Source organism: Candidatus Krumholzibacteriota bacterium (genome assembly GCA_016931295.1).
GTDB lineage: Bacteria > Krumholzibacteriota > Krumholzibacteriia > Krumholzibacteriales > Krumholzibacteriaceae > JAFGEZ01.
Genome location: JAFGEZ010000011.1, coordinates 30184 through 45757, shown reverse-complemented (window position 1 = coordinate 45757; position 15574 = coordinate 30184). Strand labels below are relative to the sequence as shown.

Sequence of the window (15574 nt, the reverse complement as noted above, 5' to 3'; positions counted from 1 at the left end):
GTGGGGTCAACATCACAAGGAGATACGCGGTGAAGAGACTGTCGAGCATCATCCCGATCGTTTTGTGCATCGTGCTGCCCGCCGTCGCCGTCGCTGGCGTCTTCTCGGACCGGGGGCTCGAGCCGGTCGTCGTCATCGTCGAGAACGGCGACGCCGACCTGTTTGCCCGCGTGCGCGCGATCCTCGAGCGCGAGGGGGCCGGCATCCAGCTCTTCCCGCCCTCGGCGGCGCTGGCGCATGCCCCGGCCGGGATCGAGTCGGCCTTCGCCGGACTGCCCGTCCGCGTCGAACGGACGCCGGAGGGCCTCGCCGGCGCGGGGCTCGATGCCATCACCCATCGACTGCTCGCAGGCCGTCTCGCGCCTCCCGCCTCCGCCGCGCCGCTCGACATCGATCCCGACTACGTCCGGCGCATGCTCTCGAACGACATCCGCCGTCCCGACCCCGCCGAGATCGCCCGCTTCGATCCGAAGATCGCGGGGCCGAATCGTCTCTCCGCCGGCGAGATGCGTTCGCGCGCCCCCGACCAGAACAGCGAGTTCCTCATCGGCTCGGTCGTCGTCAACGTGATCTTCGCGGAGAGCGACGGGCCGATCGAGAACTGGACCGACCAGGAGATCGCCGACGCGCTCCTCGCCATCTCGAACGGGCTCGACGACTACCAGCAGAAGGCGAACTGGGCGGGGGGCGTCGAGTTCACGATCCTCTATGCCGACTACGTGCGAGCCGGAACGACGTGGGAGCCGATCGTCCAGGGGAACATGGGCGATGACCATATCTGGATCGGCGAGGTCTTCGCTTCCCTCGGGATGGATCCCATGTACGGCGCCTACGGCAACGCCCACCTGCTCAACGAGGCCACAAGGAACGCGCACGGCACGGACTGGGCCTTCACCGCGGTCGTCGTCGACGCCTCCACGTCGGGCTGCTGGCAGCACGAACAGGCGAACTACGTCGCGTACTCCTATCTCGGCGGTCCCTATCTCCTCGTGCCGTACCCCGCCTGCCGCTTCGGCAGCGGCGACGGCTTCTCCCACGTCTTCGACCACGAGATGGGGCACACCTTCTGGGCGCTCGACGAGTACGAGATGCAGTTCGGCAACTGCGGCCAGCCGGGGGGCTACCTCGCCATCGCCAACAACAACGCGCACAGCTGCTACGACAACCCGCTCTCCGAGCAGCTTCCCTGCATCATGAACAACCGCCCGATCACGCGGCCGCTGCCCATCTGCATGTACACGGCGGGCCAGATCGGCCTGTGGGACGAGAACGAGAACTCGATCGTCGACCTCTACGAGATCGCGCCCACGGTCCAGTACCTCGACATCCCCGGCATTCCCAAGGACACGATCTACACGGGCAACTACGTCGTGGCGGCGCGCGCCTGGAACGATCCCGTCGAGAACGAGAATCCCGAGGACTGGGAAGGCCGCGGGGTGCTGCGCCTCCACTACGCGCCCCGGCTCGCCCGCGGGTGGTACTGGATCAACAACGGCATCACCGAGGACCTCAACCCTTCCGACCGCGCGTGGGACGAATCGCGCGAGGAATTCGGCTTCCTCTTCGAGGGGCTCGAGCCGGGGTACAACACGCTGAACATCAGGGTCGAGAACCACGTCGGCCTCCGCGGCGAGGCGACCGAGGAGATCTACTACATCGGCCTCCGGTACTACCAGGTGGCCGTCAACGTCGATCTCGGCTTCCACGAGATCACCTGGAAGACCGCCGAGGAGACGTTCGGCGCCTCCTTCGATCTCTTCCGGCGCGACCTCACCGCGGGCGGCGGCGAGGAACTCCTCGCGACGATCACCGAGAGCGCCTCGGTGGGAGGGGGCCGGCGGCACTTCGTCCATGTCGACGACGACATCGAGCCGGGGCACGAATACTTCTACCGCGTGGTCGGCTCCTTCGAGCTCGACATCGACGGCGAGCACCGGGAGTTCGAGTACTCGACCGACGAGTTCGGCGCGACGGCGATGATGCCCCTCGCCGATCACCTCGCCTCGCATATCGTCCCCAATCCCACCCCGGGACGGACGAGCTTCACCGTGAACGTGCCGAGGACCTTCCACGATCCGACGAACAACACGACGCGGGTCGTCCCGGACGGCGGGATCAGCTACGCGCGGGCGGCGACCGAGCTCCGCACGCACGTCGACATCGGCGTCTACGACGTCACCGGCCGCCGGATCGCCACCGTCTACGACATGCTGCGCTTCGGCGGGCCGATGACGATCGCCTGGGACGGCATCGACCGGAACGGCCGGCCCGTCACGCCGGGCGTCTATTTCATGCGGATCAAGGCGGGCAACGAGGAGACGACCAGGAAGCTGGTCATCCTCAGGTGACGCCGCCCGCGGGTCCGCCGGTCGCCGGCGACGGGCGTCCGGCTGCCCGTCCGCGCGCGCGCCAGGCCGCCGACCTCGTTTCCATCCAGCGGGTTCCGCGGTTTCCCGGACGTGTTTTCGCCGCCGCTCCCCTTGCACATACCGCGTTCGCGTGGTATATTGTGTGATGTAACCTGTTATGGTTACGGAATTTGAACATTTATGGTTGACGGGGTTCGACCGTTCTGCTATAAAGCCACCATATATGGTGGTTCTGGGGGAACTCGCCACATCATCCTGTGGTAGATATGTTTCTTGCCCTGGGAAGGGAGGCGTGGATATGAAGCTCGAGGGAAGAGAAGCATCCATTCTGCAAAAAGAGAAGAACTACGTCAAGTTTCATAGATTGCTCGCCAAGGCGGAAGCGGAAGGGCGGCTGGGCGGCAAATACAAGTGCCCCGTGTGCGGCATGAGCTACCTCACGGCGAAGGACGCCGACGACTGCTGCCGCATCATCTCCGATTGATAGCGACCCCGCGCGGGAGTCGGGACAGGCCATGACGCGGCGCCCCGATGCCCCGTCCGGTGGATTGTCGAGTCGCGGGAGGCGGCGATGATCGCCAGGAAGACGAAATCGATCGAGCAGTACTGCTCGGTATGCAAGGAGACCTTCGACATGCCTGTCGCCGAGGAGCGCGACGATGTCGTCTGGCTGCAGTGCCCGGGCTGCAAGGGATACCTCCCGTTCATGACCGGCGAGAAGCCGGGGGAGGGCGACGGATCGGGAGACGCGGGCGGCCAGGATCTCGCGCCCGAGGACTTCGACCCGGAATCGGCCCGCGAGTACTCGGAATCCGAAGAATACGAGGTCGGCGAGATCGTCTATCACCGTTCCTGGAACGATTACGGAAAGATCGTCGCCAAGGAGCAGCTTTCCGGCGAACGCAAGACGATCGAGGTCCAGTTCGTCAACCAGGGAAGGATCCGGCTCCTCGAAGGGGTCGGCAGGTAATCCTCCGTGACACGGGCGTTCCCAGTTCTCGCGATCGCGGTCTCGGCCGCGATCCTCTTCGCCTCTCCGCCTGCCGGCGCGACCGGCCTCTACGAGGATCTCCCCCACTGGTATCTTCCCGCCGACACGTCGGCAATCTCGCTTGACGTCGGCCAGTCACTGCTCGACCGCGACGCGGGGCGGGCCTCGGTCTTCGAGATCGGGATCACCTCCCGGCGCTGGCGCCGCGGCGTCGTGCGGGCCGCGCTGCTCTACCCTGCGATGCAAACCGGGGCGGGCGTCGTCCATGGCGGCGGCGACGGATTCATCCGCGCCTCGTGGCGCGCCTGGGGCGACACGCTGGATACGCGGGGCCTCTTCGCGCGGGGCGAGCTCCGCGTGCCGATGGGGTCAAACACCTTCTATCCCTTCTCGCTCGGTTCCCTCGACGGCGGCGGCGGTCTCGAGGCGAGGCTGCCCCTCGGGATGCTCCGGCTGCGGGCCGCGGCCGTCTACACGCTCGTCGGCGAGCGGCGGAAGACGGGGGATCGCATCCACCGCAACCATCTCGCCACCTCGGTTCTCCTCGGCTTCGATCCGGGGGAGAGCACCGAGTGCGGCGTGGGCGTTTTCGTCCTGTCCTTCCGCGGGGGCGACACGCGCGAGGTCTATCTCTTCACCCTCCGGCGGCGAGTCGCCGGCCCGCTCTGGCTCTCTGCCCACGCGGCGGTCGACGCGGGGAGCGACAGCGAGCGCGTCTTCAACACGCTCGGCGGCATCACCTTCGAATACCGCTTCGGCGGCGGCCGGCCGGCCGCCGGTCCTCCTCCCGGCGGGGAGGGCGAGCCGCGGGACGGCCGCGCCTCGAGCCGCCCGGGAAGCGGCAAATAGCTTCCCCGTGAACGCATTGTGCACGCTCCGCCACGTCCCCGTTGTTCCCTATCGCCCCCTATGAGCATTTCGCCTGCCGCGGGATTCCCCGCTTCGGCGGGGCACGTCCTTTGCGTTTTCCCTCCCCGGAATCGGTTCATGAGGCGAGGAGACGCAGCGTATGGCAATGCACCGGACCGATGACGAACGGCTCGCCCGACCGGCGGTCCTGATCGTCGACGATGACGAACTCATGCGACGGCTGCTCGCGCGGCGGCTCGAGGGGCACGGCTTCGACGCGGTGTGCTTCGACGACCCGCGCCTCCTGCTCGCCTCCCTCGGGGACCGCCCGCCCGCGGGGATCTTCACCGACCTCGAGATGCCCGGCCTCGACGGGATCGGCGTGACCGCCTCCGCGCGCGAGGCGGGGTACGCCGGGTTCGTCGCCCTCGTCACCGCGGAGACGGACACCTCGAGAATCGGCGAGGCGGTCGCCGCCGGCGCGGACTGCGTCCTCTTCAAGCCGGTCGGCGGGCGCGAGCTCGCCGTCGCCGCCGCGAGGATCGCCGCGAGGAGACCGCGCGACGGCCGCCTCGACGCGGTCGTGTCGGCGCTCAGGCGTGTCGACCAGGGCGCGATGCTCCTCGACGGGAATCGCGGCGTGATCTTCGCGAACCGGGAGGCGCGCCGGATACTCGGCGCCGACGATCCCGCCGGATTCGCGGAGGCGGTCGCCAGATGCTGCCCGAGCGGCCTCGTCCGCTCGAGCCTCGAGGCGAAGCCGGCCGTCACCTACAGCGACATCCTCCTGCCGAAGGACGGGACGCGTCTCCTTGTGGGTCTCGAGGCGCACCGCCTCGCCAGCGACGGCTCGATCGTGCACCTCGTGCTGCTGCACGATTTCTCCCGGTGGCGGCGCTTCGACGATGTCCGGACGCGGTTCGCCACGTCCCTTTCCCACCGGATGCGCACGCCGCTGACCTCGGCCCGCAACGCGGTCCGTCTGCTCAGCGACGCCGAGCGACCCGTGCCGGTGGAGCAGCGGGAGCGGCTCCTGGAGATCGGCTGGCGGAACATCGAGCGGCTCGTCGAGAACCTCGACGAGCTGCAGAAGGTCTTCATGATCGAGTCGGAGGAGACCGAGGTCGCGCGCACGCTCGCGCGGCTCGACGCCCTCGTGAAGCGCCATCTCGCCGGCCTCGACGAGCAGGGGGCGATCCGCGGATTCCGGATGCGCGCGCCGGGCGTGACGGCCCTCGTGGGCCGCGGGCGGCTGCGCGATTTCCTCTCCGCCGCCGCCGCGTCGCTGGCCAAGTGGGCGGGCGAGGCGCCCTTCGTGGAGTGCTCCGCCTCGATCCGCGAGGATTTCCACGATGCCGGCGGGATCGATCGCCGCATCAAGCTCGTTCTCCGGCCGCGGCTGCGAAGCCGCGGGAGCGACGGGCCGTCGCTCGGCGAGTTCCTCTCCTGCGACGAGGCGCATCGCGGTCTCGTCCTCGCGCGGCTCGCCGCGGCGCTCGACGGCGACCTCGACCTGGGCGCGGGAGGCGCGATCACCCTCCTGCTGCCCCTGCACCCGGCCTTCGACCGCGAGAAGGATCTCGTCAAGCCGATGCACATGATGGCCGAGCGCGCCGAACTGGCCGGGCTCCCGTTCCGCCTCGTCTCGCTGCGCCTCGTCGGCGCCATCGACGACGCCGTGCGCTTCTCGCGTCTCGTCGAGTCGAGCCTCTGCCGGGAGATCGGCGACGACTGCGCCGTCTCGCGGTCCGACGAGCCCCTCGGCTATTCGGTCTTCGTCGCCGGCGAGCCTGTCGGCGGAATCGACGGGCTCATGCGGAGCGTCAGGAAACGCTTCGAGACCGCCTGCCGACGCAGCGGCGAGGAGATCTATCCGACCGTCCGGTGGGAGATCCGCTTCAGCCGCGAGGCAAACGAGCACACCGAATGCCCCCGGCTCGACATCCCCGCGCTCGAGACCGTCTGATGTCCTAGGAGAAGAGCTTGACCCGCCGGCGTGGCCGCGGCTCCACCGGAGCCGGCCCCTCGTTTGACTTCATCGAGAGCAGGAGCAGGCTGAGCGGTTCGGCGATGGTGTGCCGCACGTTCGGCAGGTGGTTGAGGAAGCGGAAGGTCCCCCGCTTCCTGCCCATGATCGTGTGGAAGGCGTCCCGGCCGTCGGTGTTCCGCCAGCGGGCGTGGACGATTTCCCCCTTCTCGAGATAGATCTCGCCGGAGGACTCGGCGGTCGACACGACGAGCCGTCCCGTCTTGAGATTGCTGTTGAGCATGGAGACGACGTCGAGAAGGGGGATCACGGCGAGACTGCCCTCGAGCGGGTAGGAACGCCGCCCGGTCCGTTTGCGGATGTCGATCGCGAGGAGCGCGCCGACGGCCGCGATGACGAGGATCAGCAGGTAACGCGACACGAAGACCCCGATGCCGGCGATCGGTTCGCGCAGCGTCCTGACGCGCTCGAGCCCCTCCTGGCCGATCCGCTCGAGATCGACGGCCCGTGGCGGTTCCGCCTCTCGGACGAGGTCCTCGATCTCCTCGATCTTCGCCGCGGCCCAGCGGTTCGAGGGATCGCGCTCGAGCACGGTCTCCAGCGCGCGCCGGGCCTCATCGCGGTGGTCGGGCGTGTAGTCGGCGAGGATACGCTCGGCGGCGGCGACCGCCGCGGCGACCGAGCCCTCCTCGATCCTGGCGCCGATCTCCTCGAGCAGCGCCGCCGTGTCCTCGTCGGTCGGATCGCGTTCACGGGCCTGCGCGACGTACTCGCGGGCCGTCTCGAGATTGCCCAGGGCCAGGTGGCACCTGCCGAGCCTGATCAGGGGGATCGGGTCGAAGGGGCGGATCCCGAGGAAGAGGGAGAGCTTCGGGATCGCCTTGTCGTAGGACCCCGCCCCCATGAGCGCGTCGGCCTCGGCGAGGAGATCGCGGGTCAGGGCCTTCTCGAGCTGGGCGAGCTTCCCGCGCGCCCACGACGCGCCGGGCTCCTGGTGCAGACCCCTCAAAAGCAGCTCGCGCGCGTGCTCGAGCTGGCCTCGCTTCTCGTAGATCTGCGAGAGCTGCCAGATCGCCGAGGTGAAGGAGTCGTCCCGCTCGAGGGATTGCATAAGGAGCGTCTCGGCGGACGCAACGTCGCCTCTCGCGAGCGCCTTCTGCGCTTCGACGAAGAGCCGTTCCGCCTCGATCCGTCCCGTGCCGGCGACGGAATCGACTGCGAGAACGGAGATTAGGCAGATACAGAGCAGTACCGCTGGATGCACGCGTCGCGTCATCGTTTCCTCCCTCGCTGTTTCATCGCAATTACCGTTCCAGCACGAGGTTGAATTTCCGGGCCTCCGGGGCGTGGCGGCGGCGGCCGGGGCGATATCTGTTGAACGGGCCTCGATCCATCTGGTAGGATGTCAGCAATTCGCCGCACACTCGGGGTAATCCTGGAGGAGAGCATGGATTTCGCGCTGACGACGGAACAGGGGGACATTCAGGAGGCCGTCAGGCGGTTCGCCAGGGGGGAGTTCACGAGGGAACTCGCGCTCAAACACGAGGAGGAGCATTCCTTTCCCGTCGAGCTCTGGCGATCGGCCTGCGAACTGGGATTCATCGGCCTGCACTTTCCCGAAAAATTCGGTGGCGCGGGGCTCGGCGTTCTCGAGAACTGCCTCGTCGTCGAGGAGTTCTGCCGGGCGGATTCCGGTCTCGGCACGGCCCTGGCCCTGTCCGATTTCGCCTCCGAGATCGTCATGCGCCACGGCACCGACGAGCAGAAGAAACGGCTGCTGCCCGCGGTCGCCGCGGGGAAGATGATCTCGGCCGGCGCCTTCACCGAGCCGAATCATGGCAGCGACATCACGCGCATGGACACGCGCGCCGTCAGGACGGGCGGCGACTGGGTGATCAACGGTTCGAAGATGTTCATCACCAACGGGGAAACGGCCGATTTCTTCCTCGTTCTCTGCCAGACCGATCCCGACGCGAAGCCAGCCTACCGGGGCATGTCGCTGATCCTCGTCGAGAAGGGAGCGGCGGGATTCTCCGCCGAGGACATCGGCGTCAAGATGGGCATCCGGATGACCTCGACGGCGCAGCTCGGTTTCGACGACGTCACCGTGCCGCTCGGGAACCTCGTCGGCGAGGAGGGGAAGGGGTTCTACCACGTCCTCGAATTCTTCGACGAGAGCCGCGTCGAGATCGCCGCGACGGCGCTCGGCATCGCGCAGGGCGCGTTCGACCGGGCGCTCGCCTACGGCGTCGAGCGGGAGCAGTTCGGCAAGAGGCTCGTCGACATGCCCGTCATCCAGCACAAGATCGCCGACATGGCGACGGAGATCGAGACGGCGCGGCTGTTGACGTACAAGGCGGCATGGAACTACGACCAGGGGCGGATCGATCCCCGGCTGACCTCGATGGCGAAGTACGTCGCGGCGCGCACCGCCTGCATGGTCGCCGACGAGGCGATCCAGATCATGGGGGGATACGGCTACACGCTCGAATACGAGGTGGAGCGGTTCTACCGCGACGCCAAGATCGCCGAGATCTACGAGGGAACCAAGGAAATCCAGAAGAACACGATCGCCGCCCAGATCGTCAAACAGTTGTGAGGTGATCAGCATTGCGTGACACGGCGACATTCATCGCGACGGCCGCGCTCGCGGCCCTCCTCGTGGCATCGGCCGGATGCGGCGGTTCCGACGAATCCGCCGGGAAGGCCGCGGAGCGGGACGCCGGAGAGGAGCGGCAGACGGAGGCGACCTTCGAGCCCTTCATCGCCCCCGACGTCCTCCTCGAACGGCTCGACGGCACCACCGTGCAGATCAGCGAATACCGCGGCAAGTTCGTGCTCCTCGCCTTCTTCACCACCTGGAACAAGGACACGGCGAAGCTGATGCCGATCATGGCGGACATCAACCGGCGATTCTACAAGAACGTGAACGTGCTGTGCGTCGCGCTCGACCGCGGGAAGGCGTCGGCCGTGCGCAGCTATTTCACCGCGAACCCGGTCGACGTCCCGATCTTCGTCGGGGGCGAGAAGATCGTCGGCGATTTCGGCGGGTACCGGGCCGTGCCGACCGTCTACGTGCTCATGCGGGACGGCGAGGTCTTCGAGCGGATCGATGGACTCAAGCTGCAGCGGCACTACGAGGAGGTCCTCATCAAGCTGATCTCCCACCGGCTGTAACGAAGCGCGGGCAACGCCATGATCATCGATCTGACGCGCGAACAGCTCATCCTCATCAACCTGCTTCTTCGCATCGCGGTGATGGCGGGGATGATCAGTTTCGTCTTCTCTTTCCGGTTCGTCGGCGAGATGCTGGTCGATCCGCGCGCAGCGAGGAGCGGGCGGCTCCGGCTCGGGCTGCTCCTCGGACTCGTGTTCGTCCTCGGCGTCGTCGTCCGCCGGATCTCGGCGCAGGGAGCGATGGATCTCTCCCTCGAGGGATCGATCATCGCGGGATTCCTCGGCGGCGTCTGGGTCGGCGGGGGGGTCGGCGCGGCGATCGGGCTCGCCTGCCTCCTCTTCGGCGAGACGGCGGCCTTGCCGCTCTACCTCGGGGTGGGTCTTCTCTGCGGCCTCGTCTACTCCCGCCTCGGCAGGCGCGGGGAGATCTGGAGCTTTTCCCTGAATCCCTTCTTCGTCGTCTCGGGATTCGTGGAGAAGCTCGCCTCCCGCCGGCTCGACCACAACGTCCTGCCATTCGTCTTCGCGCTCCTTCTCGCCTACGCGAGGTACGCGGCGCTGAGGATCTATCGCCCCAGGGGGCTCCTCTACGGCTACCTGCCGGGCTACCCCGTCTTCGTGGCCCTCGACCTCCTCGTGACCCTCTACGCCGTGGGGATCGCCCTCAGGATGGCGAACGCGACGCGGACCGAGCTTCTCCTCCACGAGGAGGAGCAGCAGCTGTCCCGCGCGAGGCTCCAGACGCTCCGCAGCCAGATCAATCCGCATTTCCTCTTCAACACGCTCAACTCGATCGCCGCGCTCATCCGCACCGATGCGGAGAAGGCGCGGGAGATGACCCGGCGCCTCTCGGCGATCTTCCGGAAGGCGCTCGACGACGGGTCCGAGACGCATTCGCTCGAGGAAGAGCTTCGTTTCATCGACGACTACCTCTCGATCGAACGGGTCCGGTTCGGCCAGGAGAAGTGCCGCGTCGAGTCCGACGTCGACGAGGCCGCCCTCGGCCGCAACGTGCCCACGATGATCCTCCAGCCGGTCGTCGAGAACGCGATCAAGCACGGGATCTCCAGGCGCGCCGAGGGGGGCGCCATACGGATCCGCGCGCGCGCGGACGGCGACGGCGTCGTCGTCGAGATCGAGAACGACGGTCCGCCCGCCGCGGGGATGGATCTCCGCGAGCTCATGGAACGGGGCGTCGGCCTCAGGAACGTGGCCGAGCGGCTCCGCATCTACGCCTGCGAATCGGGGCGGCTCGAGATCGCCCCGCGCGACGGGGGCGGGGTCGTCGTGCGTCTCCGGATACCCGGGATCGACGAGAGGGGTGAGAGCATTGGCGTTGAAGGCGATAATTGTCGATGACGAGGCCCTGGCCCGAGACGAGATGCGGTTCCTCATCGAGGCGGAGGAGGGCGTCGAGCTCGTCGGCGAGGCCGGCGGCGGGGCGGAAGCGGTGAGGCTCGTCGCCGAGAAGCAACCCGATCTCGTCTTCCTCGACATCCAGATGCCCGAGATGGACGGGTTCCAGGTAATCCGGGCGCTCCTGGCCGCGGGGGATCTTCCCCTCGTCGTCTTCACGACGGCGTTCGACCAGTACGCGATCAGGGCCTTCGAGGTGAACGCGCTCGATTACCTGCTCAAGCCGGTCGAGAAGGATCGCCTGAGCGCGGCGATCGAGAAGGCGAGACGTTCCCGCCCGCGTCCCGACGAGTACATCGAGCGGGTGCGACGGCTCACCGAGAGCATCCGGGACGTCACGCGCTTCCTGCCCCGGATCGTCATCAGGCGCAAGGACGAGGTCGATCTCTACGAGACGGAGAAGGTGGCGATGCTCTTCGCGTCGCCCGAGGGGGTCCGCGCGCGAACCGTCGACGGCGATTTCCTCACGAACTACGCGGCGATCGACGAGATCGAGGCGCAGCTCGATCCCTCCCTCTTCCTTCGCCTCGGCAAGGACATGCTCGTCAACCTCCGCCGGATCGCGAAGATCGTTCCCTGGACGGGAGGACACTACATCCTGACCCTGCTCGACGGGAATCGCACCGAGGTCACGCTCAACCGGTCGCAGGCGACGCTGCTCAAGAGCAAGGTCGACGGGATCGCGTAAGGAGAGGACGATGGAGAGGGAATTCGATCTGGTCGTGCTCGGCGGCGGACCGGCGGGGTATCCGGCGGCGCTCCGCGCCGCCCGGCTCGGCGCCTCGGTCTGTCTCGTCGAGAAGGGGCCCCTCGGGGGCGTCTGCCTCAACCGGGGCTGCATCCCCACCAAGACGATGCATGCGCTCGCGCACCTCGTCGCCTCGGCCGCCGGAGGACGCGAGGCGGGCGTCGGCGGCGGGCCGGTCCGACCGGACGCCGCGGGGCTCTGGGAACACAAGCGGCGCGTCGTCGACGGGCTCGTCACCGGCGTCGAGAAGCTGCTGAAGGGCCGGAAGGTCGAACTCGTACGCGGCGAGGGGCGCCTCGTCTCCGGCGATACCGTCGAGGTGGACGGCGCGGGAACCGTCCGGGGCGCCCGGGGCGTCGTCGTCTGCACGGGCTCCTCCGAGATCGAACTGCCCGCTCTCCCCTTCGACGGCGAGCGGATCCTCTCCTCGACCCACCTGCTCGATCTCGGACGCATCCCCGCGAGCATGATCGTCGTCGGCGGTGGCGTGATCGGCTGCGAGTTCGCGTCGATCTTCGCCGCCCTGGGCGTCGAGGTCACGATCGTCGAGATGCTTCCCACGCTGGTCGCCACGGAGGATCCGCACGTGGCGCGGTTTCTCCAGGCGGCGTTCCGGAAGCGCGGGATCGGCGTCATGGCGGGCCGGACGGTGGTGAAGGCCGAACGGACCGGCGCGGGCGTCCGCGCGATCCTCGACGACGGGGCCGCCGTCGAGGCGGAGATCATGCTCGTCTCGGTCGGCCGGCGGCCGAACACGGGGGGGATCGGGCTCGAGGCGGCCGGCGTCGAGGCGGGGCGCGGCGGAATCGCCGTCGATGCCCGCATGCAGACGAACAGGCCGAATCTCTACGCGGCGGGGGACGTCGTCGGAGGCTGGCTGCTCGCGCACGTCGCCACGCGCGAGGGGATCGTCGCCACGGAGAACGCGCTCGGCCGCGAGCGGGAGATCAGCTACCGGGCCGTTCCCTCGACGATCTACACGCTGCCCGAGGCCGCCCACGTGGGGATGACCGAACCGGAGGCGAAGGAGGCGGGGATCGACTTCGCGACGGGCCGCTTCCCCTTCGCCGCGAACGGCAAGGCGAAGGGGCTCCGCGAGGAGGAGGGTTTCGTGAAGTGGGTGGCCGAGCGAAAGACCGGCCAGCTGCTCGGCCTGCATATCCTCGGCCCCCAGGCCACCGAGCTCCTCGCCGCGGGGATCCTCGCCGTCGAGAGGGAAATGACGATCGACGACTTCACCGCCGCGATCCTCCCCCACCCGACCCTCTGCGAGGCCCTCGCCGAGGCGGCCGAGGCGGTGCGCGGCGAGGCGATACACCTGCTCTAGATCCGGCGCCGGCGCGGGTCGTTCGCGGACAGGACGACCGGTACGGGGCGTCGCCGTCTCGCCGGCAGATCCACGATCGATACCGCGAACGAAAGGAAGAAACGTGAGACGCATCCTGCTTGCGGCCGCCGCGCTGCTCGTCATCCCGGCCGCCGCCGCGGCGGAGCCGACGCGCGTCGTCGAGCACGCGCCCGGCGCTCCGGAAGTCATCTACGAGTGCCACCCGGCGTCGCCCGTCTTTCTCGCCGCCGTCGCCGTCGAGGCCGGCAGCGCGCGCGAGACGCCGATGACTCGCGGACTGAGCCACCTGCTCGAGCATCTCCTCTTCGACGGGAGCGAGCGCTTCGACCGCGGGGAGATCGCCGCGTGGGTCGAGCGGAACGGGGCCTTTCTCAACGCGTTCACGAGAAAGGAGACGGCCGTCTTCTTCCTGCTGGCCCGGAGCGATCTCGTCGACGAGGGGATCGAGATCCTCTCGCAGATGCTCTTGCGACCGGTCTTCCCGCCGGCGGAACTGGAAAAGGAACGGGGCGTCGTCCTCGAGGAGATGCGGCAGGGGCGGGACGATCCGCGCGAACGGCGCGAACGTCTCGTCTCGCGCCGTCTCTACGCCGGATCCCCCCTCGCCGAGCCGGTGATCGGACTCGAGACCACCATCGAGACGGTGAGCAGGGAACAAATCGGCGCGTACCACGGCGAACGGTACCGCCCCGAGCGCATGCGTATCCTCCTCATGGGCGGATTCGACCGTGACCGGGCCCGCGGTCTCGTCGAGGATCATTTCTGCGGCGGCCCGCGCGAGTGGCGGGACGGGAGCCGTCCCGCGCGGGACGGCTCCGCCGTCCCAGCGCCCCGGTGGAGCGGCAGGATCGCCCGGATCGTCGATCCCGGTCTCGATCCGGGCCTCGAGGCGATGCTGCCCCTTCCGCGCGTCGACGAGCCGGGATTCCCCGCCGCCCTCGTCGCGGCTCGCATCCTCGGCTCTCCCGCGGGGCCTCTGGCCGGATGCCTGGACGCCCTCGGTTTGCCCGACCCGGGCGTCTCGCTCGAGACGCACGGCGCCTTCTCAGCCCTGCGGATCTCGATCGACGGGACCGCGGAGACCGCCGGCCGCCTCGAGGAGGCGCTGGCCGTCGTCCTCGGCCGACTCGCACACTGGGAGCCCGACGTCCACGCCGTCGCCGCGGCGCGGACGGCGGTCGGGGCGTCCGAGGCGTTCGACCGCGAACGCTATCATTACTACATGATGCTCGCCGGGCAGCCCGTGGCCCTTTTCGGCGACCGCTACCTCGACGCGGCCGACGAGGGGGTGGCCCGCGTCGAGCGGCCGGACGTCGCGCGACTCGCCCGTCGTCGGCTCGTCGATCCCCCCTTCAACGCCGTCGTCGTCCTCCCCGGGGCCTCGTCGGCGAAGGGAGAGGCGGCGGCGCAGCCGGTGAAGACGACCCGCGCGCGAAACGGCGTCCTGATCGCCGCGACGAGCCGGCCCGGCTCGCCCGTCGCCGCCCTCCACGTGCTCGTGCGCGACCGTGCCATGCTCGAGCGAGAACACGACGGCGCCCGGATCTCGCTCCTCCACGGGATCCTCGATCACTCGCCCGCCGGCCGGAAGCTCGCCGGGCAACTCGAGAGGATCGGCGCCCGGATCGCCTGGGGGGATAATCCCTTCATTTCGATGGACGACTACCAGGTCAGTCCCGCGTGGGCATTCGTGCGCCTCGAGGCGCCGGCGGACAACTTCAATAAGGCGGTCGTGCTCCTCGCCTCCTTCCTCTTGCAGGCCCCGGTCGAGGAAAGCGGGGTCTCCGCCGCGGCAAGCCGCATCGCGGTGGAACTCGGCGCGCGGACCGGCCGGCCGTTTTTCGCGCTCGACCGGGAACTCGGCCGGGCCCTCTTCGGCGACCATCCGTGGGGGACGGGGGCCTTCCCCGAAACGGCGGGCGAGCTCTCCGCCCCGGCCTTCGAGAGGTTGATGCGGGATGTCTACAGAGGGGAGAACCTGATCGTCACCGCCGTCGGGCCGCGCGATCCGGAGGAGACGATCCGGATCGTCGAGAAGGCGTTCGGCAACCTGCCGCCCGGCGGCGGCGCCGAATCGATCCGCCCCGCGGCCGTCGCGGGCGGCGCCGTCGTCGAGGAGACGGCGGCGATCGAGGGGATCTATCTGCGCCGCGGCTGGCTGGTGGTCGATCCCGAACCCGGCGAGACCGCGGCGCTCCGGGTGGCGGCCGAGGTGCTCAGCCGGCGGATGCAGGAGGAGATCCGCGAGACGCGCGGACTCGCCTACTCGACCGGCTGCGGCGCGAGGCTCCTGCCCGGCGCGGTCGTCGTATCGGCCACGGTCGGTTCGCGCGCCGCGAATCTCGACGAGGTCTCGGCCGTTCTCGATTCGCTCATCCGCTCGCTCGCCGAGGCGCCCCCGACGGCGGAGGAGACGGCCGCGGCGACCGACCGCCTGCGCGGGCGCCTCGCCCGGCGGCTGCTCTCCAGCGTCAACGAGGCGGCCGACCTGGGTTTGCGGCTCTTTCTCTACCCCGGCGAGCCGGGAGGGGAAAACGTAACGGCGGTCGACGCGGCGGCGGTGCAGGCGGCGATCGTCCGCCGGCTCGATCCCGCCGGAGGGGTTGCCGTCCGTCTCCTGCCGGGCGCCGACGAGCCCCCGGCGCCGCGCCGCCGGCCGCCTCCCGGCATGCCCGGCATGCGGTGATTT

General features: G+C 68.9%; 12 protein-coding genes. 11 read left to right on the top strand and 1 reads right to left on the bottom strand.

Annotated features, from left to right (window positions below; all coding sequences use genetic code 11):
- Positions 1-29: 29 nt before the first annotated feature.
- The 5 genes from JW876_03425 to JW876_03405 all read left to right on the top strand — a co-directional run bounded on the left by JW876_03425 (position 30) and on the right by JW876_03405 (position 6175).
- Positions 30-2348, top strand: a complete 2319-nt coding sequence (locus tag JW876_03425; protein MBN1884562.1) for a T9SS type A sorting domain-containing protein — start codon at positions 30-32, stop codon at positions 2346-2348.
- Positions 2349-2661: 313 nt separating this feature from the next.
- Positions 2662-2853 carry a hypothetical protein gene (locus tag JW876_03420; GenBank protein ID MBN1884561.1) on the top strand — a complete coding sequence of 64 codons (192 nt, stop codon included), beginning with the start codon at positions 2662-2664 and terminating at the stop codon, positions 2851-2853.
- 87 nt (positions 2854-2940) lie between these two features.
- Positions 2941-3339, top strand: coding sequence for a hypothetical protein (locus JW876_03415; protein MBN1884560.1), 399 nt, complete (start codon positions 2941-2943; stop codon positions 3337-3339).
- Positions 3340-3345: 6 nt separating this feature from the next.
- Positions 3346-4209, top strand: a complete 864-nt coding sequence (locus JW876_03410) for a hypothetical protein (GenBank protein MBN1884559.1) — start codon at positions 3346-3348, stop codon at positions 4207-4209.
- Positions 4210-4369: 160 nt separating this feature from the next.
- Positions 4370-6175, top strand: a complete 1806-nt coding sequence (locus JW876_03405) for a response regulator (GenBank protein ID MBN1884558.1) — start codon at positions 4370-4372, stop codon at positions 6173-6175.
- A 4-nt stretch (positions 6176-6179) separates the two neighbouring features.
- On the opposite strand, the gene JW876_03400 is transcribed toward JW876_03405, so the two are convergent.
- A complete protein-coding gene (locus JW876_03400; protein ID MBN1884557.1) occupies positions 6180-7472 on the bottom strand; it encodes a tetratricopeptide repeat protein in 1293 nt (430 codons plus the stop codon).
- A gap of 171 nt (positions 7473-7643) precedes the next feature.
- On the opposite strand from JW876_03400, the gene JW876_03395 reads away from it, so the two are divergent.
- From JW876_03395 to JW876_03370, 6 genes are all read left to right on the top strand, one after another.
- The gene (locus JW876_03395; GenBank protein MBN1884556.1) at positions 7644-8795 is read left to right on the top strand and encodes an acyl-CoA dehydrogenase family protein; all 1152 of its coding nucleotides are present in this window, start codon (positions 7644-7646) and stop codon (positions 8793-8795) included.
- 11 nt (positions 8796-8806) lie between these two features.
- Positions 8807-9373 (top strand): TlpA family protein disulfide reductase, encoded by a 567-nt coding sequence (locus JW876_03390; GenBank protein MBN1884555.1) that lies wholly within the window; start codon positions 8807-8809, stop codon positions 9371-9373.
- A gap of 18 nt (positions 9374-9391) precedes the next feature.
- Entirely contained in the window at positions 9392-10732 is a 1341-nt protein-coding gene (locus JW876_03385) for a histidine kinase (protein MBN1884554.1), read from the top strand.
- The gene (locus JW876_03380) at positions 10710-11477 is read left to right on the top strand and encodes a response regulator transcription factor (protein MBN1884553.1); all 768 of its coding nucleotides are present in this window, start codon (positions 10710-10712) and stop codon (positions 11475-11477) included. Before JW876_03385 ends, JW876_03380 begins: the two co-directional genes overlap by 23 nt.
- A gap of 10 nt (positions 11478-11487) precedes the next feature.
- A complete protein-coding gene (gene lpdA, locus JW876_03375) occupies positions 11488-12864 on the top strand; it encodes a dihydrolipoyl dehydrogenase (protein ID MBN1884552.1) in 1377 nt (458 codons plus the stop codon).
- A gap of 103 nt (positions 12865-12967) precedes the next feature.
- Positions 12968-15571: an insulinase family protein gene (locus tag JW876_03370; protein ID MBN1884551.1), complete on the top strand. Its 2604-nt coding sequence runs from the start codon at positions 12968-12970 to the stop codon at positions 15569-15571.
- Positions 15572-15574 lie beyond the last annotated feature (3 nt).

What these genes read in the sequence shown, in the direction of transcription:
- lpdA (MBN1884552.1), top strand. Translation starts at nt 11,488, where the DNA reads ATGGAGAGGGAATTCGATCTGGTCGTGCTCGGCGGCGGACCGGCGGGG.
- JW876_03395 (MBN1884556.1), top strand. Translation starts at nt 7,644, where the DNA reads ATGGATTTCGCGCTGACGACGGAACAGGGGGACATTCAGGAGGCCGTC.
- JW876_03415 (MBN1884560.1), top strand. Translation starts at nt 2,941, where the DNA reads ATGATCGCCAGGAAGACGAAATCGATCGAGCAGTACTGCTCGGTATGC.
- JW876_03405 (MBN1884558.1), top strand. Translation starts at nt 4,370, where the DNA reads ATGGCAATGCACCGGACCGATGACGAACGGCTCGCCCGACCGGCGGTC.
- JW876_03385 (MBN1884554.1), top strand. Translation starts at nt 9,392, where the DNA reads ATGATCATCGATCTGACGCGCGAACAGCTCATCCTCATCAACCTGCTT.
- JW876_03400 (MBN1884557.1), bottom strand. Translation starts at nt 7,472, where the DNA reads ATGACGCGACGCGTGCATCCAGCGGTACTGCTCTGTATCTGCCTAATC.